The following is a 23,195-nucleotide window of genomic DNA, read 5'->3' as shown; positions in this document are numbered from 1 at the left end:
ACAAACACGACAAATAACACCTGCTTTTAATTCTGCTACGAATAGTATTCTACAGCCATGCTATTCGTATAAAAAAGATTAAAGGATAAGGATTGATCAGTCTGTCTAAAAATTAACCATGCGCTTTAAAACCTACCTCGTATTACTATTTCTTATGCTGTTGGCGTCTCCTCTTATTGTAAATGCTCAAACCGCCACAAAGACCATCAGCCTTGGGAAATATCAGATTAAAGCTAAATTATGGACCCGGGATGATGGAATCCCACACTGGCACTTAAACGGTATTTTCCAGGATAGCCGTGGCCTGGTTTGGGCAAACTGGAAAGGAAAGCTAAGCCGCTTTGATGGACGCAAATGGGTAGTGGTATCTTCAAGACCTGAAAAACTTCACTCCTTTTTTGCCACTAGCATCGCTGAAGATGTTTACCATAACATTTGGAGTACCTATACAGAGGAAAAGACCGATACAAAACAAAAGCAAGTACATCTGGACGTGTATGATGTTTTGGAGCAGAAAACGTACACTTTGGAAGCGTATATGGCTCGTAAAGAGATAGAACTTCCTCCCTCATTGAGACAAATCCGGTATTTGCAGTTCATTGGACAAAAAATTTACCTGCTTGCTAAAAACTGGGAAGTCTGGTGTTTTGATGGGAAATGGCGAAAAGTCTACCCCGATGATCCGCAAGCAAATCAATTGCCCGAATACAGCTTCTTTTACCTGCCCACAGAAGGAGCATATTTGTGGAAAATCACTTCACAAGATGGTATTTCCTTGCTCGGCCCTAGTGGTGAAGTCATAAAGCATTATCCAGAATTCAACTACGAAAATTGCTACCTGTCAGTAGACGAAAAACAGCGGTTATGGTGCTACCGATCCAGAACAGACCTTACTATACTCGATTGGTCAGAAGCTCCCTTTAACAAAGAGGAAGGCCATAAGCTAATGGTGCTAGACCGGATGGGAAGAACCTTCAGTCACTATCTCGATCTACCGGAGATACCCGGCTACCTAGACGTAAATAAAAACAAACGCAAAGTAGCATTGATACTAGAGGGCCAGACGTTTAGCAACGATATTTTAGCATTGATTGACGAGGCTTGGCCTGAGTATTCTTTGAAATATCTTATTTTAACTACCAGTATTAACAATTTCACTGCCCCTTTTCTTTTAAGCGATGGAACAGTACTTTTCCCTCTGTCTGATGGTGTCTTACAGATTAACATCAATCGTCAACATTTCCAGCCTTTTTTCCCGGAAAAAAACATCAGAAGTCTGGCTATTCATGATGATCAACTCTACGCTGCGGTTCACTATGGTGAAATTTTGCAGCGAGACTTACAAACAGGCAATACGCAACTTTTCTTCTCCTACAAGTTACCCATCAACATACTCTATGCCGACGATCAAGGTCTCCGATACGGTTCTCACAAACAACAAACGGGGTTAATCTCCTATTCTTCAAAAAAAGCGATTTATATATCCGAACCAAAACCAAAAGGATCGCCATTCGTAAAATGTATTGAGATTCTGCCCGATAGCTTGATATTACTTGGCACTACAAGTGGTGTATTACAAATTGATCAAAAACGAAACCAGGAACAACAATCTTTAGGACAGCGCCAAATCAACAACTTCTACAGGGATCAGCGAGGAGAATTATGGGCAGCTACCGACCGAGGTTTGTACAACTTCAATGATAGATCATTCTATCTAGATACACTCTTAGATGGTCAGCCATTGGAAGTTGCTCATATTTATGAAGAGCCAACGACCAATACTTTCTGGCTGGCAACCCATAAAGGATTGATCCAATGGAAGCCCAAAGAGCAACACTATCGCCAGTTTACAAAAGAGCAAGGGTTATCTGATGACATTCTGCACGCAGTATATCCAGACCAACGAAATCGGCTTTGGATTTCCTCTAACAATGGTATCATGTCTTTTGACCTCTTGTCCGAAATCGTTTACAGTTACTTCGAAAAGGATGGCTTACCTAATAACGAATGTAACCAATCGGCTCATGCACAGGATAGTCGCGGAGGTTTGTATTTCGGGGGATTGGAAGGTGTCACCTATTTTCATCCGGACAGCATAGAAAACAAAACTGATCATTTGTTTTACCCTTTGCAAATAGAGCGCATGCTGATCTACAACAAAAAGGGAGACACCCTCAACCAGATAAGCCCTATGTTCAAAGATGAGCGTCCTTATTATCTACCGCGTACATCAAGTCAAATTTCTATTGAATTGGGGCTTGCTAATTTTAGATACTCCCGGCATACCAGCATCGAGTGGCGTGTTAAAGAACTCAATGGAGAATGGCGAAAAATAGGAGAAGACTACAAACTCTTTTTACTAAAGATTCCCTACGGTAATTTTTCCATCCAGTTCCGGGTAAACATCAGTGACAAACTGGTGGAAAAACAGTATTATGGTTCGGAATTTTCTTTCTACCATCCTTCGCCTCTTTATCAAAATTTTTATTTCTGGTTGTTGATAGCGCTACTTGCCGGAATTGGCAGCTGGATCCTATATTACTGGCGCTCACAAGTCCTGAGGGAACAAAATGAACTCCTGCAAAAAGAAGTGCTCCTCCGTACACAGGAGTTGGATGACCGGACGCAGACGGTTGTTGCCCAAAACAAAAAGCTTGAACGCCTGGACAAAGCAAAAAACCAGCTATTTAACAATGTTAATCATGAATTGAGAACGCCATTGAATTTAATTCAGTTGTCCGTAGAACGCCTCACGGAGCTCATCCCTGACGAAAGACAGACGTATTTAATCCGGATTAAAGGGCAAGTAGATAAAATGGGCAATATGTTGAATGACATCCTGCGCCTCAACCAAATGGATTCGGGCGTACTTGTCGCCCACAAACAAACCATTGAATGGAATAGCTACATCAGACAGATACTAGGGCAATATGAGGATTTGGCGAATCATAAACAACTGGACTTAAAAGTAGAAATCGAGGTTCCCTCATCTTTATACTTATCCTTTGACCCTGAAAAAGTAGAACGTGTGATTACCAATCTCCTCAACAATGCTATGAAATTTACGCCCCAAGGGGGCAGAATCCTGTTTCGAAGTGCCATTGTAGACAATCAGCTCGAAACAGTAGTAGCAGATACCGGCCCGGGTATTCCACTAGAGGAACATCATGATATTTTCGACCGCTATTATCAAGGCAATCATTCCGAAAGACAAGCCCAACCTGGCTATGGAATTGGCTTGGCTTTGTGCAAAGAGTACGCGGCACTCATGGATGGGAAAATTTGGGTCGAAAGTATCCCTGGGCAAGGTGCTTCTTTTTTCTTCACCTTTCCCCTCACTTATGGTGAAGTAGCGCCTACTGCTACCAACATCAGCCCTCTATCAGAAAAGGCCACTCAGCGCACCTTTTATCAAGTGCTGAAGAATGGCCACAAAAAAGCAAAAATCCTTATTGTCGAAGACAATGAGGAGCTCTTAGAGCTCATGGCAGAACTATTATCTGAAGAATACGCCGTTTCAACGGCCACCAACGGAGAAATAGCACTAAAGCTATTAAATCAACAAGCTGCCGACATAGACCTTATCATTTCCGACATCATGATGCCCATCGTGGATGGCTTCAGTTTACTAAAAGCAGTAAGGGCGGACGCCAATCTGGGTTATACCCCTTTTCTATTTGTCAGTGCACTCAACTCCAAAGACCACCAACTTAAGGCACTCCGCCTTGGAGTAGATGCTTACCTAAGCAAACCTTTCTCTACGTCGGAACTCAAGGCGAGGATCAGGAATCTGGTACGAAACCAGCAAATACGGAAGGCGTTTATTAGCAAAAAACCAGCAAAGACCCAAGACATTCCTACCATCCCTCACCAGGCACCACCCATTCATGACGGCGTACCCGGATACGATGAAGCCTGGATGCAAAACTTGCAACAAACCGTAAAAGAAAATCTAGCTCGCCTGGATTTCAAAATATCCGATATCGCAGACCAAATGTATGTATCAGAGCGTACCTTACGTAATCGTATCAAAGAGTACACGGGGCTTACCCCCACGGCTTATTTACAACAAGCACGGCTAGATTTAGCGATGGTATACATTCAAGAAAGAAAATACCGAACAATACCTGAAGTAGCTTATGCCGTAGGCTTCAAGGATGACCGCTATTTCTCCAAAATTTTCAAGAAAAACTTCGGAAAACTTCCATCGGATTACCTTTAATCACCGTTTTCTGGAGATTTTCTAAAATCGAAAGTCGATAGACTTATTTCCCCGTCCCTGTCCTACAAAACTTCATTGGATTCCATTACAAATGTAATCTTTATTCATCCCAGCAAGAAGTAGCAATCAATTGAATGGCCCCTATTGGGCATGAACGCGTTTTTTATACACTTAAGCACTTGTTGCAACTGTTGAAAATAAGGTAAGCACCCAAAGTGCCTACCTCAACAAATACATAAAAACTCTTCTAAAAGTCCATGGGATTATTAGGAGTAACGTGAAAAGGGTAAATACTAAAAGCGATAATCACGCTATAGTAATCCCCTGAGCAACTCAACTAACGGTACAAAACTATTCTTATTTGGCTGGTAAGAAAAACACAATAACTACAAACGTATAAATAACAGGATAGACGCTCTATAGAGCTACATAAACCTAATTTCGACGTTCATAAATTAAACATTTTCCGCTGTACCATAGATATTGACACTTGATACACCCATTACGAAATGCTATACGGTGATCCCTTTTTGGCGCAGCAATTCTTTTCTGCGAAAGAAGGCGTACGGAAATCTCATCCGCACAGAGATTAGCAAATCTGGCTCTATTAATTGCCGATTTATCCACCAGATTGTCCGATTTGTCTCTTCATTTTTCCGATTTACCCGGAGGCCGTACGTTACTTTTACTTAACAGAAACTACACTTTTTCACACCTCCCTATTCTTCCCTTTGTTGATTTTAGTTTTCCGCATAAAAACTCACAAAAAAGCTCCAAACAAACATGCACAAAAAAGTAAACGACCTCCGTGTACTCGTGTTAGCGCACGAGCCCTCGCTGCTGCAATATTTGCAGGAATCGCTGGATAGGTACGGTATTCAAGAATACTACCTGACCACAACTTACCAACAAGCCAGCAGTTGCTACAACACCCATTTTCCAGATATATGTATGTTTAGTGTTGAACTGATGGATGGTACCAAAAGTGGAATTGATTTAGCGAAATCTATTCGGGAACGACATAGCAGTGTCCCCATTATTTTCCTTTCCTCAGCAGCCACACAGAGAACCTACCGCCTCATCCAATCCCTACATCCAAGTAATTTGATTACAAAAGAGGATTCAGAATTGCAGCTTTTCAACGCGCTCAATACGGCAGTGACCCAGCTAGAAAACAGTGTACTGAGAAAGATGTCGAATCATACAGATGGTTTCCTCTTAGAGAAATCCTCTGCCACTGATACACTCAACAGAATATTCCTCAAAATTGGAGATAGTTTTAAAGGGATTAGCTGTCAAAATATTGATTACTTTTTTGCGGAGGGTGGGTTCACTTATGCGCGTACTAAAAGTAATCGTCGATATCCGACAACCGTACAACTAAAGACACTGGAAGAACAGCTAAACCCCACTTTCATGCGCTGCCACAGAAAGTACCTGGTCAATGTTGACAGCATTGAAAGTATTCTTACCAAAGACAATAAAATCCAAATTGGGGAAGAAATTGTTCCGATTGGTCATCACTATCAGAAAAGTTTTTTTAACAGCTTGATGATGCTCAAATGATCAACAGCATTGTTCTGCTGGGACGAATTTTGGCAAGTAGCCAGCGTAGAGCCCGCCTGGCTAGCCGGAAGGGGGATTCTTTGGTAAAGGGTATAAGAGAGTTGTTCTTTTGGTGCTATACTAAGGACACGAAGCGTACCCTATTTCTGTCCGGGCTAAGGGGTGCACTTCATCCACCTTACAAAGGCACCGCATCCAGCAAAACATAATTAAACTGCTCCAAACTGCTTTCGTACAATTGTAACCGCCCTTTAAAAGCGCGCCGCTCGTCTGTTTGATAGCGTTGGATAAATTCGGCTTTGATTCTCAACTCCACCACCGTCTCGGGGCCGGCAGCCCCACAGAAGAAACAGGCCGAGTAGGGATTCTTGGACAGGGCGTACGTTTCGCCCAAGGCATCCAGCGGAATGAGGTAACCCATGAGGATGACCTCCTCCCCTTCCAGTTGCTTGAGGTCTTCTCCGAAACTGGCCTGGTAGTACTTCATCCCAAGGCTATTGGAGAACTTTTCCGCGAACGTAACATCCGCCAAATCAGGCCAGTTGAGCATGCGCTGGGCGGGGAGCTTGGCACTAACGGTGATGAGTAGAAGGATAAAGGTATATTTCGAGAGGAGCTTTAAGGGAGAGGTATTCATGGTTGTTATTGTTTTGGGGCAAAAGCCAAAGCTATGCAAAATCAGCCGCCCTACCTAAAGACCAGTTAACCAATCTTTTGGTTTAGAGAGTAAAACCAGGCTGGCAAAATCAGCCGCCCTACCTAAAAACCAGTTAACCAATCTTTTGGTTGAAGCCACCCTTTTCGAGCAAGCCACCACACTTATCAGCCCTCCATCACCGGTATCGGTTCTTTATTTTCATCTACAGCTACCATCGTAAACAAGCCTTGCACCGCCAGGACTCGCCCTTCCTCATACATTTCTTCTTTGTAGATATTGACCTGAACATCTACACTGGTGCGGCCAACTCTGGTGATGGCCCCTTGCACCTCAATAATGGTATCTGCCGGGATAGGCATGGTAAAATCTACCTTACTGCTACTCACCGTTACCATTGTTTTCCGACTAAAGCGGGTAGCGGCAATAAAAGCGACCTCGTCCATCATCTTGAGCGCTTCTCCGCCAAAAAGGGTATTGTAGTGATTCGTAGTATTGGGAAAAACTACCTTGAAAATACTGGTTTGCGCTGCGGCAATTCGGGTAGAGAGTTTAGTCATCTGGCTTACTTTAGAGCTTGTTTGGCAGGACCTCAATTGTCTGCAATCGGCAAATTTTATCCTGCTCTTCGTTCTGCGATCAGTCACTTAGCTATGGCTAAGCTCCTTCCTTGAGCCTCAATCAGAATAAAATTTGCTCAATTTCGACTAATCAGGCCCTACCAAACAAGCTCTTATGCGACCACAAGGTACGGTTTTGATTTATTACTTTTGGCAAAAGTAAAAGTTCAAGTACATGAGACATCTCTTCTTTTGGGCAGCCCTCTTGGTTGCCTCCCTTCAGTTACCAACAACACTGCAGGCACAGGATTTACAGCTCGACAGCACCCTTCTCACCGCTACGGATGTGGCGACGGGGCTGGTAGTGCCCTGGGAAGTAAAGTACGGCCCCGACGACCACCTGTGGGTCACCGAACGCCGGGGCAATATCCTGCGGATCAATCCAGAAAACGGAAACATCGTCACGATCCTTAACCATCAGTCGACCGTCACGGGCGGCAACAGCGAATATGGCATGTTGGGAATGGCGCTGCATCCTGATTTCTTGAATACGCCCCTGCTCTACGTCGTTTATTGTTACGACCAGAGCGGCATCAGAGAGCGCTTGTCCAGCTTTGAATGGAACGGTACCGAACTCGTCAACGAAACCATCCTTTTCGACGAAATTCAGGGGGGCAACATTCACGATGGCTCCCGCCTGCTCATCACTACCGATAACAAAATCCTGATGACCACCGGCGATCGGGGCAATAGCAGCTTGTCGCAAAACAAAAACAGCCTCAACGGTAAGATTTTGCGTCTGAATCTCGACGGCAGCATTCCTGATGACAATCCCGACCCTGCCAGTTATGTCTACTCCTTCGGGCACCGCAACCCACAGGGGCTCACCTACGGGCCTAATGGACAGATTTACAGCTCCGAGCACGGCGCCCAGCAATCGGATGAATTCAACCTCATTGGGCCCGACACCAATTATGGTTGGCCCAACGTTCAAGGAGCCTGCAATACGGCTGCGGAACAGACCTTCTGCAATGAAAATGCCGTTCGGGAACCGCTGATTGAATTCAGCCCCTGTGCCGCCGTCAATGATATCGTCTACTACGATCACCCCGCCATTCCCGAATGGGAAGGTAAGATGCTGATGGCTGTCCTCGGCGGCTTCGCTCTCAGTGATTCACGCCTAAGCGTAATGACCTTCAACGACGATGGTACTGCCATCCTCAACGAAGACCAATACCTCGACAACCTGGGGCGCTTGCGGGATGTGGCCATCAATCCTCACACCGGCTCGGTGTACGTTGCCACCAACGGCCCTTTCTACCCTGGTAGCGGCCCCAACCGCATCATCGAATACCGCAACGAGGCCTATGTGCCCAACAGCGTTGGTGCGCCCAACACCAACAACCAATTCATCCGTGTTTTCCCCAATCCGGTGATCGATCAATTGCAGCTCCAATTGTCACCCAACTTTGCGGGCCAGCAGCTGGAAGTCATCAGTTTCAACGGCCAGGTCATCCAGCAGCTTACCATCCAGAGCGAGCAGCTCCAGATAGACGTCAAATCCTGGACGCCTGGTATGTATTTCTTACGGGCCAGCAATGAGGAAGGGATGATTACGCGGACGTTTGTGAAACAATAACTGAAGTCGGAAATCGGAAGTGGGAAGTCCGAATTATTTCCGACTTCCCACTTCCGACTTTACTATATTCGTACTTATTACTTCCTAACTACCCTTATGCAATCCACCCTCCTCACCAGTACCATCCTTCCGGCTTCCTTATTCATCATCATGATCGGCATGGGGCTTTCGCTGACTTTGGATGATTTTCGGCGGGTGGTGCGCTACCCGGGGGCGGTTTCGTTGGGACTTTTTAATCAGCTTATTTTGCTGCCCATTATTGGGTTGGGCCTTTGTCATTTGTTTGCGCTGACTCCCTTATTAGCCGTAGGATTATTATTGCTTACGGCCTGCCCGGGCGGAGCCACCTCCAACCTGATCAGTTATGTGGCGAAGGGAGATGTTGCCTTATCGGTCACCCTTACCGCCATCAGCAGTACGGTCACGATTTTCACCATTCCGTTGATCGTACATTGGGGGCTGGCTCATTTTTTAGGCGAAAGCCGACCCATAGAGCTGCCTATCCTTGAAACAATGGGGCAGATTTTCGGCATCACGGCACTCCCCGTCAGTATAGGGATGCTGGTACGCTCGCGTAACCTCACTTTTGCGCAGCGGATGGAACGCCCCATGCGCATTGCTTCTACGGTGATATTCGTCCTGATCTTGGCTGGGATTGTCGTCGCCAACTGGCAAACATTGCTGGATGCATTGCCCGTACTGGGGCCAGCCACATTGATGCTCAACCTGCTCACGGTGGGATTGGGCTGGGGCCTCTCCCGCATCTTTGGACTGAATCTGGCACAATCTATTACCATCGCCATCGAATCAGGTATTCAAAATGGCACCTTGGCCATTGTCGTGGCTTCTTCCATCCTGTACCTGCCAGAGATGAGCCTCCCTGCGGCGATTTACACCATCTTCATGTTCCTGACTGGCGGCGCATTTATGTGGAGATTTGGACGGCGGGAAGTAAAAGTTGATTAATGTCATTTGTGGTTCAAAAAAACATCCCAGTGATACCCTTTCCTCCTAACATTGAGCGTATCTTTTCCAATTAAAGAGGTTGCTTACAGAGAAGAACTTGAACCAGACGAGGAAATACAAGCTACTTTGTTTACCTCTTAAATGACCTTATAGTCCCTTATATGGTTCATTTATTCCCCGTTTACAATCAAGAAAAATATGAATCGACTGCTACTACTATTACCGCTACTTGCTATTTCGTTTTGCCTTACGGCCCAAGACCTTTTCCCCGGAAGGGGTACTGCCTTTCAGGATGAGATTGTCCCAAGAGTAGACATCATTATCGCTCCTGCTGACCTTGACGCTATTCTGGCACCTGGCAACGAACTTAGCGATGTCGAATATCCCGCCACCTTTATGTTTACGGATGCGGAGGGCGTGGATACCGTTTCGCAGATAGGTTTTCGCTTGCGCGGAAATACGTCGCGCTACAGCGCAAAAAAATCCTTCAAGGTTTCCTTCAATACCTTTGCTGATGAAAAATGGAAAGGCCTCGAAAAAATCAACCTCAACGGAGAACACAACGACCCTTCCGTCAGTCGGGCAAAAATTTGCTGGGACCTCCTCAAAGATATCCGCGTACCGGGTGCCCGGGCCAATCATGTAGCACTGTATATCAACAATGATTACTATGGGCTTTACGCCAATATCGAACACATCGACGAAGAGTTTGTCGAACGCCGTTTTGGCAACAAAGATGGCAACCTCTACAAGTGCCTCTACCCCGCCGATCTCTCTTACCTCGGTGAAGACCCTAATCTGTACAAATTCACCAGCGACGGACGCCGGGCTTATGATCTGCAAAACAACAGCGATACCGAAGACTATAGCGACCTCGCCAATTTCATTCGTGTCATCAACCAAACCGCCATCGGTGATTTGCCTTGCGAGTTGGAAGCTATTTTTAATGTAGACAGCTACCTCCGCACTATGGCTTTCGATGTCCTCGTAGGCAACTGGGATGGTTATGCGTTCAACCAAAACAATTTTTACCTCTACCACAATACCGCTACCGACCGCTTCGAATACATCCCTTTCGACCTGGACAATACCCTGGGTATCGACTGGCTCAACCGAGACTGGGCCGAGCGTGACATTTACAACTGGCCCAGTAGTGCTACCGATCGGCCCCTTTTTGAACGCATCCTGGAGGTGCCTGATTACCGGGCGCGGTATTCTTACTATATCGAAAGTTTTCTGCTGGAAGCATTCCGCCCCATCAACCTCTTTCCTGAACTTGATGCGCTACAAGCCAAGCTGCTACCTTTCGTAACGGAGGATGATTATTACCCGCTGGATTACGGCTTCAGCCTGACAGATTTTCAAAATGCTTTTGATGGGGAAACCGATTATCCACAAACCGATTATGGACTAAAATCTTACGTAATTGCTCGCCGAGCCAGTGCTTTGGCACAATTGGAAGACCTCAACCCGGCTCCCTACCTATTTGGCGAACGTACCAGTATGGCCTCGGTTGGTCAGCAGCTTTCTTTTCAGATCAATGTGCAAGAAGAGGAGAGTATCAACCAGGTACAACTGTGTTATCAGCTTCCTGGCCAATCTTTCAATTGCATCAACATGGAAGATTTTGGCAATACCGGAGATGGCTTGCCCAATGATGGCGAATATGGCATCTTCCTCTCTCCTCTGGCAAGCCCTGGCACCATCGCCTACTACTTCACCGCTACGGATAACCAGGGGGCAACACAGCGTCATCCTTCGTGCGGCAACTTTACAATGACGGTCAGCAGTGGAGGGCTGCAACTGGCGATCAACGAATTCATGGCCAGCAACGGCACCGTGATCGCCGACGAAAACGATGAGTTTGACGACTGGGTGGAAATCCATAACTACAGTGACCAGAGCATTTCCCTTACGGGGCGCTACCTTTCGGATAATCCCGATAACCCGACCAAATGGGCCTTTCCTGATATGAGCATCGAAGCAGGCGCTTTTCTCCTCATCTGGGTGGATGATGATGTGGAACAAGGGCCTTTGCATACGGATTTCAAGCTGGATGCCGCAGGAGAGTTCATCGGCATTTTTGATACCGACGCGGCCGGTAATGGGCTTATTGATGGAACGGAGTTCGGACCACAAGAGACCGACGCAGCCGTAGGGCGTCTACCCAACGGCACCGGTGCTTTTCAGGCAGTAACTCCTACCCCCGGTGCTAGCAACCAACCCTTGAGTACGGGCGAAGGCATTGCGATCAAACCCTTTTCGGTGTACCCCAATCCAAGCTCCGACTGGCTAAAAATAGACGCCCCGGAAAGCGGTGAATACCAAGCTCAGTTATTCAACCTCGCAGGACAAGTGATACAACATTATTCGTGGAACGGACAAGCTACCCAATGGGACTTACAAGTTCCTGCGGGCATGTATTTCTTACTGATCGAGGAAGAGGGACAGGCGATTTTTTCTACGAAGGTGGTGGTTGAGTAGTAGTGCTCTTCCGATCCTTCGGAACTCGCGATGGTGCTCGCTGCGCTCGCTGGGAGTGTTCGTTCCGATTTCTCGGAACTCACGGAAGGTACTCGTTCCTCGTGGTAGTGCTCGTTCCGATTTCTCGGAACTCGCGGTTTTTAGAATCACAGTTAGCATGGGTTATCGCTGATACCGTCAACCCACCACAAAATGCCCCCCCCCCGCGAGGAACGAGCACAACCGCGAGCGTCAGCGAACACTAACCGTGAATCCCGAGCAACGGGATGAACACCCCCTACGAGCGAAGCGGGTACCCCCTACTCCAACGGCACTCCATTCTCATCCGTCGTCAGCACATCGCTCATGAAATCGAAGAAGGGGCGCATCTGGTGAAAGACACTGGAAGCTTGCGCAGCAAAATCTGGGGCCATGACTTCTTTATCGGTAAAGCTGTGGCTAACGAGAAACTGCTTGTAACGCAACAGGTCAATATTGGGGTGGTCATTGGGATAGCCTTGGGGAGAGGTTTTTAGTTGTTCCCCTTTTAATTCTCCAAAGGTAGCGATGAATTCAGCGGAGTTGATGATGTCTCGTAGCGGTGTGGCGGCAGTGGCTAATTCCGTGCGTATACGCTTGAGGTCATCACGTTCAGGGCCCCAAAAGCCACCACCTACAAAAGAATTTCCGGGTTCCAGGTGAAAGTAATACCCTCCGCGTTTCCACTTGGTAGCTCGCACAAAGCTCCCGCTAAAATGGGCGTTATACGGCGTTTTGTCTTTTGAAAAACGGACATCGCGATATATACGGTGCAGCTTCATGCGCTCAATCTCATCGTGGAGCGTCATGTGATCGTGCAAACTGGCCGCAAAAGCCTTGAAGTTGTCCAGCGCATCCTGGTAGTCTCCTTTGTGTTCCTGAAACCAATCGCGGTCATTATTGACCTTAAGTGCTTTTAGAAAGGCAAATACAGAAGGTTGGATAACAGAAGACATTGGGAATAAATTGAATGAAAAATGCTGGACTCACTATCGATTTTTCAACACTAAAAACCAGTGTCAAGTTGAAAATTGAGCGGATAAAAATGCGAATGTTTTATTTTTTTCCCAACTTTCCTATCTTGTGGAGACCCATACAATCCACACACATGAGAATCCTGTATTGCCTGCTGCTCCCTCTGACCTTGTTATGTCTTAGCCCGAGTAGTGCTGACCTAGACAAATCGCGTCCTGGCGCGGTGACCCAATACCTCAATAGCTACCGTTATCTTTCGAAGCAACTGAGCCAAAGTACCAGTATTCCTGAACCCGTCATTCTGGCCATTGCTGGCTTGGAAAGCAACTGGGGGAAGAGTGAATTGGCGGTTAATGCCAACAACCATTTTGGTATCAAGTCCAAGCCCGAGCGGCCAGGACTCTCTTATTGTAAGCAGACATTAGAGTACGAAGGTTGGTTTGTTTACGCCACCGTGGCCTGCTTCCGGCGCTATCCGCTCATCAGCGAAAGCTATAGCGACTTTGGTGATTTTATCCTTACCAGAGAGAATTATGCTCATATTCGCGACCTCCCTTCCTGGAATTACCGTGCCTGGGTAGAGGGGCTCCGCGAAGGCGGCTACGCCACCGATCCCGGTTATACGGATAAGGTGCTGCGGATTATCTGGCGATATCATTTGTACGAGTTAGCGGAGTGATTTTTTGAACCACCAAGGGACAGCTAAGACGGGGAGATATGATTATCTTGCTTTCATGAGTATCATAGAACAAGCTCAAAATTGCACCACTTGTGCACCGTTTTTGAAAGATGGTGTACGACCGGTTTTTACGGTACACCCCGCGGCCAGGATCAATATCATTGGGCAGGCACCGGGCCGCAAAGTACACGAAAGCGGTATCCCCTGGGACGACGCCAGTGGCAAGCGACTGCGCGAATGGCTAGGGGTAGATAGTGCCACGTTCTATACCCCAGAATTATTTGCGATCATGCCGATGGGCTTTTGCTTTCCCGGTACGGGCAAATCTGGCGACCTGCCACCCCGCCCGGAATGCGCTCCTCAGTGGCACCAGCCGCTGCTACGCATGATGCCCAACATCCAACTCACCCTCCTGTTCGGACAGTACGCCCAGAAAGAATATTTGAGTAACAGGCGCATGAAAACCCTTACGGAAACCGTCCGCAATTGGGCAGCCTATCTACCCGATTTTTTGCCACTCCCCCACCCTTCACCGCGCAATCAGATTTGGCTGCGTAAGCACCCCTGGTTTGAAGAGGACGTGGTGCCTATGCTACAGATGAGGGTGAACGAGATTTTGACTTTGTAGTAATTGCCAGCTTTGATTTAGCTACTTTTTTGCTCCTCGATTGTTAGTACTTTTGGCTTAACAAAATCAACTTCGAGATGTCTTCTTCCAAAACGCCCGTTGTCATTGGTTACCTCATGAAAATCATTGCCCTGATCGCGGTGATTGCCATTATTTTATTGGCCATTGGTGTGGAGTATTATGCGATCACGCAGATTGCGAAAAACTTGACGGCCATCATTACGGATACCTCCAAGGAAGATATCGTGGTAAAAGACGTACTCAAATCACTGGACATCGTGCTGCTCGGCGTCATTTTCTTCACCATGGCGGCATCGCTTTTTGAGTTGTTTATCAAACCCATCGACTCCCTCCCCGATTGGTTGAGTATTAACAATCTCGATCAACTTAAAGCTATGATGATCAAGATGATTATTGTAGTGATGGCCATTTCCTTCACTGGGAAAATCATCACCTGGAATGGAGAAATGGAAATTGCCTACTATGGTGTGGGCTTGGCGGCGGTCATTGCAGGGCTGAGTTATTTCTTGCTGGCGAAAGAGAAGTAGGCAACTCCTCCGGTATAAATCACTGTTTTTGTAAGTGTGGTGTCTTTTTTCAGAATAAAAAAATGAATATTTAAAAATATGCCGTTAATATTTCGTTGCTTTATGCCCGTTATTCACTTAGTGATTTAGATCAACAGTAGATGAGCAATACGATATTGATTACGGGATCCAATGGACAGTTAGGTACCGTTTTGAGAACCTCCTTACAGCAGAAATATGGGAAGGAGAAAGTGGTTGCCTCTGACCTAAGGCCGCCATCGAATTATGATGGAATTTTCGAAACGCTCGATGCTACCAACCAGGAGGACCTGGTTAAGATTATCAGGCAGTATGAGATAAAAGAGATTTACCACTTGGCAGCCATCCTCTCTGCAAGAGGAGAACAAGACCCTCTAGCTAGTTGGAATGTCAATATGACCTCCTTTCTGGATGTATTGGAAGCATCGCGGCTGAATGGGGTGGAAAAAGTCTTTTTCCCTAGTTCTATCGCTGTTTTTGGCGAAAGTGCGGCCTTGGAAAACACCCCGAATAATAGTTTTCTGGATCCACTGACCGCCTACGGAATCAGCAAAGCCGCCGGAGAAACCTGGGCCAATTACTACTTTCATAAATACGGGCTGGACGTAAGGTCATTGAGGTATCCTGGCGTCATTGGTTACCAATCGATCCCTGGAGGTGGGACGACGGACTATGCCGTAGAAATCTACCACAGTGCAGTAAAGAAAGAAGCTTTTACTTGTTTTCTGAAAGAAGATACTACTTTACCAATGATCTTCATGGAAGATGCTATTCGTGCGACCATTGAGTTGATGGAAGCACCGAAGGAAAAAATCAAGATAAGGACCTCTTATAATTTAGCAGGGACCAGTTTTTCGCCAGCAGAAGTAGCGGCCTCTATTCGCGAGGTCTACCCCGATTTTGTGGTCCACTACGTGCCTGATCACCGACAAGATATTGCGGCGAAATGGCCCAATAGCATTGACGATTCCGCTGCCCGCAACGATTGGGGCTGGCAAGCCGAATATGACTTAAAAAAAATGACGGCAACCATGATCGAGAAGCTTAGCTAACAAGCCATTTGGCTAAAGCCAAGTATTTATTTGTAAAATAAAACCAGTAAAAATGTATAATATCAAGGAAGAATTGCAGCAAGAGCTAGACGCAATGAAGGAAAGCGGGGTTTACAAAACGGAGCGGGTGATTACCAGTCCGCAAGGTGCTGAAATCAGTACCGTAAGCGTAGACCACGTCCTTAATTTTTGTGCGAATAATTATCTCGGACTTTCTTCGCATCCAGAATTGTTGAAAGCTGCTAAAGCTACCATTGATACCCACGGTTTTGGGCTGTCGTCAGTGCGATTTATATGTGGCACCCAGGATATTCACAAAGAACTGGAAGAAAAGACGGCTGCGTTTCTGGGCATGGAAGATTGTATCCTCTACGCGGCGGCATTTGATGCCAACGGTGGTGTTTTTGAGCCGCTATTGGGCGAAGAAGACGCCATCATTTCCGACGCTTTAAACCACGCATCCATTATTGATGGTGTCCGCTTGTGTAAAGCGAAACGCTTCCGGTACGATCACAATGATATGGCCTCTCTGGAAGAGCAACTGAAGGCTGCGGCCGGCTCCCGCCGGGTACTCATCGTAACGGATGGTTCTTTTTCTATGGACGGCACCATTGCCCAACTGGATAAAATTTGTGCCCTGGCCGAGCAGTACGGTGCGATGGTGATGGTAGATGAATGCCATTCTACCGGCTTCATTGGCGCTACCGGGCGCGGAACGCACGAATACCGCAACGTAATGGGCAAAGTGGACATTATCACCGGAACTTATGGCAAAGCCCTGGGCGGAGCCTCTGGTGGTTTTACGGCTGCGCGTAAGGAAATTGTGGACATGCTAAGACAGCGTTCTCGGCCTTATTTGTTCTCTAATACCCTGGCGCCCAGCATTGTTGGCGCATCCATCAAGGCCCTGGACATGCTGAGCTCTACGACGGCACTCCGCGATAAGCTCGAAGAAAATACCAAGTACTTTAGAACGGAAATGACGGCCGCTGGCTTCGATATTGTCCCCGGAGATCACCCAATTGTTCCGGTGATGTTGTACGATGCACCATTGGCTCAAACTTACGCCAACCGGCTACTGGAAGAAGGTATATACGTGATAGGCTTTTTCTATCCTGTGGTACCAAAAGGCAAGGCGAGAATCCGCGTACAAATGTCTGCCGCGCACGAAAGAGCCCACTTGGATAAAGCGATTCAGGCTTTTGTGAAAGTAGGGAAAGAGTTGGGAGTTATTTAGTGAAGTTTAGCTTTTGTTTGTTCCCAAAAGGAGGCTTTAATGAGCTAAACTTCACGGTACAAGGTACTTTGTACTAGGTACTTGGATTTTTTGGCTTCCCAGAATTTGGCGTCATACCAAGTACCCTGTACCAGGTACCCCTCAACCAAACGTCTCGGCCATTAATCGCTCCAGATACTGCTGATCCGTCTCATCAAAAGAGGCCTCCAGGGTGCTATCAACATCAAAGACGGCGATGAGCTCCCCTTGAGGATCAAAAACGGGGACGACGATCTCCGAGCGCGAGTTGGGGTCGCAGGCAATGTGCTCACTACCCTGCGCGAGCGCGTGCGTATCTGGTACGAGCTGGGTCTCCTTGGTCTGGGCTGCCTTCCCACAAACACCTCGCCCGAAGGCGATATGCAAACAACCCAAGGTCCCCTGATAAGGTCCAACCGAGAGTTGCTCCGGCCCGCTGACGATGTAAAATCCCACCCAATAAAAGTAGGGCAGATAAGTCTTCAACAAGCAGTTGATGGTCACCATCTTCAGGGTGCGATCTTCTTCGCCAGCGAGATTAGCGGCAATAGCCGTTAGGGCCTGCTCGTAGGCGGCCACCTTCTCCTCTGCGGTAAGATTCACCGAAGGCTTGATAAAATATGGCATTTCTGCACTAGCTGACATGAGGATGTTTTTTTATAAGTGCTCTCTCGAAGTCTCGGGATTGCGGTGGTGTTCGCTACGCTCACGGGTAGTGCTCGCTGACGCTCGTCCCGAAGCCTCGGGACGGCTACCGCCGACGCAGTCGGCATCCCGAGGCTTCGGGACGAGGAACGAGCACTCCCGCGAACCCGAGACTTCGGGTGAGCACCTAAATATGCAAGGCCCGATCTGCCGTAGCAGCCAGCGCAGCTTCTTTAAAGGCTTCGGTATAAGTTGGGTGAGCATGACTCATACGAGAAGCATCTTCGGCGGAAGCGCGGAACTCCATCAGTGCCACCGCTTCGGCGATCATGTCTGCAGTTCGTGGACCGACCATGTGTACACCCAGGATCTCGTCGGTATCCTGATGAGCCAGTACTTTCACCATGCCTTCGGTGTCCATGCTGGCACGGGCACGACCTAGTGCTTTGAACGGAAATTTACCTGCTTTGAAGGGGATACCAGCTTCTTTGAGTTCTTCTTCCGTTTTGCCTACGGCGGCTACCTCTGGCCAGGTGTATACTACACCCGGAATCAAGTTGTAGTCGATGTGTGGCTTCTGTCCAGCGATGGTCTCCGCAACGAAGGTGCCTTCTTCTTCAGCTTTGTGCGCCAACATCGCACCTTTGATCACATCACCAATGGCGTAGATACCGGGCACAGCCGTTTCCAGGTGAGCGTTTACCTCAACCCGTCCGCGGTCATCGGTGGCTATGCCTACGTTTTCCAGACCGAGTTTGTCGGTATAAGCACGACGTCCGATGGCTACCAGGCAGTAGTCGGCCTTGATTTCGAAGGCCTCTTCACTATCGCGCTTTTGCACGTTGACGGTTACGCTACGACTAGTCGCGGAAACTTCGGTAACGGCGTGGCTGAGGTGGAATTTTACCCCTATTTTTTTCAATGCCCGGGTCAGTTCTTTGCTACAGTCTTTGTCCATGGTAGCGATGATCCGGTCGGCGTATTCTACGACCTCTACTTCCGTCCCCAGACGAGCGAAGACGGAGCCCAATTCCAGCCCGATCACACCACCCCCAATGATGACCATGCGCTTGGGTACTTTGTCGATGTTAAGTGCTTCGGTAGAAGTAATGACGCGCTTTTTGTCGTAGTTGAACGCAGCGGGAACTATGGGTTTAGAGCCCGTCGCGATGATTGTTTTTTCGGTAGACAGTTCTTCGGTCGTACCATCCTCTTTGGTGATAATGATGGTGTTTTTGTCCTTGAACGAGCCGTGGCCGTGGTAAACATCGACCTTGTTTTTCTTCATCAGAAATTCTATGCCCTTGCAAGTCTGATCAACCACTTCATTCTTCCGCTTGATCATTTGGGGCATATCCACCTTCAGGTTATTGAGTTGGATACCGTGCTCGGCAAACTTTTCGGCAGCATTATGGTAATGCTCCGAAGAATCGAGCAATGCTTTGGAGGGGATACAACCTACATTGAGGCAGGTACCTCCCAAGGTAGCATAGCGTTCGATAATGGCTGTTTTCAGCCCCAGCTGTGCAGCCCGTATAGCAGCAACGTATCCTCCTGGGCCAGAACCGATTATCGCGAGATCATATTTCATACTTAATTGTCTTTGGTGGGGTTATTTCCTGATTGTTGATTATTGTTGTTGCCATCTCCGGGTTTACGATCCTTCCCTCGGCGGCGGTTGTTTCTGCGGCGTTTTGGTGCAGGCTGGTCACCTCCTTTTTCATTGTTTTTAGCCTGTGGTTTTTCCTCTTTCTTACCTTGATCCTCTTTTTTAGGACGATTTCGGCGAGGCTTTTCGTCGTCTTTTTTTACTGAGCGTTCACGACGAGGTTTTTCTTCTTTTTGCTCCGGTTGATTGCCTCGATTGGAGGTAGTGCGGCGCTTGTTGCGCGATTTTTTCTTACGCTGTTCGGGCGGCAGTTCAATGAAGCCCGTAACATCTTCGTAATCTGGCTCTTGCTCTTCTTCGTCGATAGCAGCCATGGCCAAAAGTCCCAGGTCAATAGGTTTTTCTCCTTTTCTGTTGAGGTTTTGGATTTCTGTAACCTGTTCGATTTTTAATGCGTAAAGCTTACCACGGTTGCGCCCTTCGGTGTAGGCATAGAACATCAATTGCTTGAAGATGTCCGTTTTCACCAGCACCGCTGCACCGGATTCGGTTTGCAGCTTATCGGCTTTTTTCGGAAAAGCCTGTACGGCTTCCATGTAGGTGTCGAGCTCGTAATTGAGGCAGCATTTTAGCCTTCCGCACTGTCCCGACAACTTAGCTTGATTGATGGCCAGGTTCTGGTAACGTGCCGCAGCGGTAGAAACCGACTTGAAATCGGTCAACCAGGTCGAGCAGCACAATTCCCGCCCACAGGACCCCAGACCGCCGATGCGAGCGGATTCCTGGCGGGCACCAATTTGGCGCATTTCGATTTTTACGCGAAACTCGCGAGCGAAATGGCGGATCAACTCCCGGAAATCTACCCGACCATTAGCCGTGTAGAAGAAGGTCGCTTTGCGCTTGTCGCCCTGAAACTCTACGTCTCCGATTTTCATATCCAGCCCCATGGAGCGGGAGATGGCACGGGCACGAATCAGGGAAGGTTTTTCCAGCAGGCGGGCTTCTTCCAGACGCTCCAGGTCTCGCTCGTTGGCTTGCCGGATAATGGGTGGCGTGAGGCTATCTTCCTTGACCTTCTTTTTCTTCATTTGCAGGCGAACAAGCTCTCCGGAGAGACTGATGCGCCCAATATCGTAGCCGTTTTTGGCTTCTACCACCACCATGTCGCCGGTATGCAGGTGCAGGTGCGGTGGAAGGTGGTGAAAACTTTTGCGAGAGCCATTCTTAAAACTCACTTCGACGGTGCTGAAATGATCAACATCGTAGATCTCCATTTGGGCCAGCCAATCGAAGGTATTCATACGGTTGCAACCGCCGGTGTCGCAGTTTCCTTTGCTGCCACAGCCGCTCGGTGTTCCGTTTTCTATCCCTACACTACATCCTGTACATCCCATGCTGTTATATATATTCTCGGTCGGTGGCTTGTTCTTTTCATGGAAACAAACCGGCTACCTAAGAGTTGTCTTAAGCCAGGCCTTTTGCCAGGCGGGCTTTTTGTTGCTCTTGGTAGGCCGACCAGTGTTTAATAATGTGATTAATCTGGATACTGGCATCCAGAAACAAAATCTTAGGGTGCGCATTGCGCTCCACATAAAACATACAATCGTCCAGTAATTGTATAATGGCTTCCAGTTGAGGGAGCTGAATTACTTTGGCCATGCCGATGGCCGTTTGTTTTTCGCGTTCCCGCAGCCGTACCACTTCTTCGCCTCTGGTCTTCAGAACGAGGAATTCTCGCCAGAAGTGCAGCGCGTATTGCAAAAAATGTTTTTGGTTTTCGCGGCCCTGACCAGCAAAATCATTGGCCCATTCCACCATTTCTTTGGGGAGCCCTTTGTAGCAGCGGCGCATCCAATCCAGAAACTGAACGGCCTGGTCGCTTTCTTCGTGTTGGGCTGCTTTCAGGGCATCATTGAAGTTGCCACTGGCCAGTTGTGCGATGGCCATCGCATCTTCGGCAGGCAGGCCGTTGCGCTCGCGCAGGGCGGTAGCGATCTCTTCGTCGGAAAGCAGGTTGATTTTTACCAACTGGCAACGGGAAAGGATCGTATTGAGGATCAGTTCCTGATTTTCGGCCACTAGGATAAAAACCGTCTGTTCGGGGGGCTCTTCAATGACTTTAAGCAGGCGGTTGCCTTCGTTGCCGAGGTATTCCGGCAACCAGAGGATGACCACTTTGCGTGGACTTTCAAAACTTTTAAGGCTGAGTTTGCGAATGATGTTGAGGCACTCGTCTTTGTTGATGTTGCCCTGTTTGTTTTCGGCACCGATATGCTGGAGCCAATCGTTGATCTCCAGGTAAGGATTAGCGAAGAGGGCTTCGCGCCATTGTGGCAAAAAATGATCGGAAAGGGCATTGGTGCCGATGGTCGGGAAAGAGAAGTGCAGATCGGGGTGGACGTATTTTGCCGCCTTACGGCAGTGTTTACATTCCCCACAGGCGGAGTCCTGCTCGCCGCTTTGCTCACATAGCAAATACTGCGCCAGCGCCAGCGCCAGGGGCAGACCACCACTACCCGTAGCAGCCAATAGCAAAAGTGCATGCGGCATTCTGTCCGTATGGATCATCTGCCGAAAGAGGGCCTTCGGCTGTTCCTGCCCGATGACTTCATCGAATAGCATACCCTTTGTATTGTAGACTGTACATCCCCGCCACAGAGCTGGGCCGGAAAGAAAACGATCAGAATAGAATAGCCAATCAGGCTACTACTTTGAGTAAAATAGATTCACCGGTTAAGGGTGAAATTTATTTAGTTCAACGGCCTGTGAGCCGAAGGTAAGGCAAATCGCTTTCCCTGATTTTCAACCTGACCGCAACGACTGGCCAGCAGAAATGTACAGGATATATCGAAAGTAGTAAAAGCTGGAAACGGAAAGGGAGATAAAAAACGGCCACCTCCAAACCCGAAAACAACGATTGAATACTTTTCTTGGTTAAATAATAACACCAAATTTAATGCTTCCTTTGGCAATTGCCAAAAAAGGAGCCAAGAACTTAAAAAGCGTTTTCTTGTTGGAGTATCTGAGAGCTTGTTTAGTTGGACCTCGATTGCCTGCAAGTGGCAAATTGCATTTCATGCCGCGTTAAATTTTTCGCCGAATCGCCCGCATTCGACTGCAAAATTTGCCTTGCCTGAAATGAAATTTGCTCACTTTCGGCTAATCATGCCCTACCAAACAAGCTCTGAAAGTTAATAAACCAGAATAGACTATGCGAATCGCCGCTTTTCGTCGGGCCCATTTCAACGCAGCTCACCGCCTGCACAACCCTGCCTGGTCGGCAGAGAAAAACCAGGAGATTTTCGGTTTGTGCAACAATCCCAACTACCACGGCCACAACTACGACCTGGAGGTAAAGGTCGTAGGAGAAGTCGACCCCGAAACCGGCTACCTGATCGATCTGAAGATCCTCAAAGACATCATCTACGAAGAAGTAGAACAACGCTTCGACCACAAAAACCTCAATTTGGACACCGAAGAGTTCCGGGACCTCAACCCTACGGCGGAAAACATCTGCTACGTGATCTGGCAAAAAATCCGCGCCAAGCTCGATGACCGCTACGAGCTGACAGTGCGGTTGTGGGAGACGCCGCGGAATTATGTAGAGTATCCGGCGTAGGAGGGGCTTCTTGTATTGGGGAGGTGATGTAGTGTATAAAAAAGTTGTCCAAGATAC

Annotated in this window: 18 protein-coding genes; 11 read left to right on the top strand and 7 right to left on the bottom strand. The window is 47.8% G+C overall.

The features are described from left to right. Nucleotides 1-118: 118 nt before the first annotated feature. Both AB0L18_RS12125 and AB0L18_RS12120 read left to right on the top strand, forming a co-directional pair. A complete protein-coding gene (locus AB0L18_RS12125) occupies nt 119-4,222 on the top strand; it encodes an ATP-binding protein (protein ID WP_367392856.1) in 4,104 nt (1,367 codons plus the stop codon). Between the two features lie 783 nt (nt 4,223-5,005). Beyond that, nucleotides 5,006-5,788, top strand: a complete 783-nt coding sequence (locus AB0L18_RS12120; RefSeq protein WP_367392855.1) for a LytR/AlgR family response regulator transcription factor — start codon at nt 5,006-5,008, stop codon at nt 5,786-5,788. A 178-nt stretch (nt 5,789-5,966) separates the two neighbouring features. Here AB0L18_RS12120 and AB0L18_RS12115 read toward each other — a convergent pair whose 3' ends face one another. Continuing rightward, on the bottom strand, nt 5,967-6,425 hold the full coding sequence (locus AB0L18_RS12115) for a DUF3299 domain-containing protein (protein WP_367392854.1): 459 nt from the start codon (nt 6,423-6,425) through the stop codon (nt 5,967-5,969). Between the two features lie 185 nt (nt 6,426-6,610). Continuing rightward, nucleotides 6,611-7,003: an acyl-CoA thioesterase gene (locus tag AB0L18_RS12110; protein ID WP_367392853.1), complete on the bottom strand. Its 393-nt coding sequence runs from the start codon at nt 7,001-7,003 to the stop codon at nt 6,611-6,613. A gap of 235 nt (nt 7,004-7,238) precedes the next feature. Here AB0L18_RS12110 and AB0L18_RS12105 point away from each other — a divergent pair, with 235 nt between their 5' ends. The 3 genes from AB0L18_RS12105 to AB0L18_RS12095 all read left to right on the top strand — a co-directional run bounded on the left by AB0L18_RS12105 (nt 7,239) and on the right by AB0L18_RS12095 (nt 12,092). Beyond that, entirely contained in the window at nt 7,239-8,642 is a 1,404-nt protein-coding gene (locus tag AB0L18_RS12105; RefSeq protein WP_367392852.1) for a PQQ-dependent sugar dehydrogenase, read from the top strand. 96 nt (nt 8,643-8,738) lie between these two features. Further along, nucleotides 8,739-9,608 carry a bile acid:sodium symporter family protein gene (locus AB0L18_RS12100; RefSeq protein WP_367392851.1) on the top strand — a complete coding sequence of 290 codons (870 nt, stop codon included), beginning with the start codon at nt 8,739-8,741 and terminating at the stop codon, nt 9,606-9,608. Nucleotides 9,609-9,806: 198 nt separating this feature from the next. Next, complete coding sequence (locus AB0L18_RS12095) at nt 9,807-12,092, top strand: CotH kinase family protein (RefSeq protein WP_367392850.1); 2,286 nt, start codon at nt 9,807-9,809, stop codon at nt 12,090-12,092. Nucleotides 12,093-12,391: 299 nt separating this feature from the next. Here AB0L18_RS12095 and AB0L18_RS12090 read toward each other — a convergent pair whose 3' ends face one another. Continuing rightward, on the bottom strand, nt 12,392-13,066 hold the full coding sequence (locus AB0L18_RS12090) for a DUF2461 domain-containing protein (protein ID WP_367392849.1): 675 nt from the start codon (nt 13,064-13,066) through the stop codon (nt 12,392-12,394). A gap of 152 nt (nt 13,067-13,218) precedes the next feature. Between AB0L18_RS12090 and AB0L18_RS12085 the strand changes: the two genes are divergently transcribed. From AB0L18_RS12085 to kbl, 5 genes are all read left to right on the top strand, one after another. Then, nucleotides 13,219-13,764: a glycoside hydrolase family 73 protein gene (locus tag AB0L18_RS12085; RefSeq protein WP_367392848.1), complete on the top strand. Its 546-nt coding sequence runs from the start codon at nt 13,219-13,221 to the stop codon at nt 13,762-13,764. A gap of 55 nt (nt 13,765-13,819) precedes the next feature. Further along, nucleotides 13,820-14,392: a uracil-DNA glycosylase family protein gene (locus tag AB0L18_RS12080; RefSeq protein WP_367392847.1), complete on the top strand. Its 573-nt coding sequence runs from the start codon at nt 13,820-13,822 to the stop codon at nt 14,390-14,392. Nucleotides 14,393-14,469: 77 nt separating this feature from the next. Further along, the gene (locus AB0L18_RS12075) at nt 14,470-14,940 is read left to right on the top strand and encodes a YqhA family protein (protein ID WP_367392846.1); all 471 of its coding nucleotides are present in this window, start codon (nt 14,470-14,472) and stop codon (nt 14,938-14,940) included. 140 nt (nt 14,941-15,080) lie between these two features. Further along, nucleotides 15,081-16,010 (top strand): NAD-dependent epimerase/dehydratase family protein, encoded by a 930-nt coding sequence (locus AB0L18_RS12070; protein WP_367392845.1) that lies wholly within the window; start codon nt 15,081-15,083, stop codon nt 16,008-16,010. Between the two features lie 52 nt (nt 16,011-16,062). Continuing rightward, on the top strand, nt 16,063-17,247 hold the full coding sequence (gene kbl / locus AB0L18_RS12065) for a glycine C-acetyltransferase (RefSeq protein WP_367392844.1): 1,185 nt from the start codon (nt 16,063-16,065) through the stop codon (nt 17,245-17,247). Between the two features lie 141 nt (nt 17,248-17,388). Here the strand turns inward: kbl and AB0L18_RS12060 are convergent, their stop codons facing one another. From AB0L18_RS12060 to AB0L18_RS12045, 4 genes are all read right to left on the bottom strand, one after another. Next, a complete protein-coding gene (locus tag AB0L18_RS12060; protein WP_367392843.1) occupies nt 17,389-17,910 on the bottom strand; it encodes a GAF domain-containing protein in 522 nt (173 codons plus the stop codon). A 187-nt stretch (nt 17,911-18,097) separates the two neighbouring features. Then, nucleotides 18,098-19,501 carry a dihydrolipoyl dehydrogenase gene (gene lpdA / locus AB0L18_RS12055; protein WP_367392842.1) on the bottom strand — a complete coding sequence of 468 codons (1,404 nt, stop codon included), beginning with the start codon at nt 19,499-19,501 and terminating at the stop codon, nt 18,098-18,100. A gap of 2 nt (nt 19,502-19,503) precedes the next feature. Next, nucleotides 19,504-20,913 carry a stage 0 sporulation family protein gene (locus AB0L18_RS12050; RefSeq protein WP_367392841.1) on the bottom strand — a complete coding sequence of 470 codons (1,410 nt, stop codon included), beginning with the start codon at nt 20,911-20,913 and terminating at the stop codon, nt 19,504-19,506. A 70-nt stretch (nt 20,914-20,983) separates the two neighbouring features. Then, on the bottom strand, nt 20,984-22,141 hold the full coding sequence (locus AB0L18_RS12045) for an ATP-binding protein (protein ID WP_367392840.1): 1,158 nt from the start codon (nt 22,139-22,141) through the stop codon (nt 20,984-20,986). Between the two features lie 589 nt (nt 22,142-22,730). Here AB0L18_RS12045 and AB0L18_RS12040 point away from each other — a divergent pair. Beyond that, the gene (locus AB0L18_RS12040; RefSeq protein WP_367392839.1) at nt 22,731-23,138 is read left to right on the top strand and encodes a 6-pyruvoyl tetrahydropterin synthase family protein; all 408 of its coding nucleotides are present in this window, start codon (nt 22,731-22,733) and stop codon (nt 23,136-23,138) included. Nucleotides 23,139-23,195: the final 57 nt, after the last annotated feature.

Origin of the sequence: Lewinella sp. LCG006 (assembly GCF_040784935.1) — a bacterium.
Lineage (GTDB): Bacteria > Bacteroidota > Bacteroidia > Chitinophagales > Saprospiraceae > Lewinella.
Note: the sequence above shows the minus strand (reverse complement) of the source record. Positions and strands in the feature narration are given on the sequence as shown.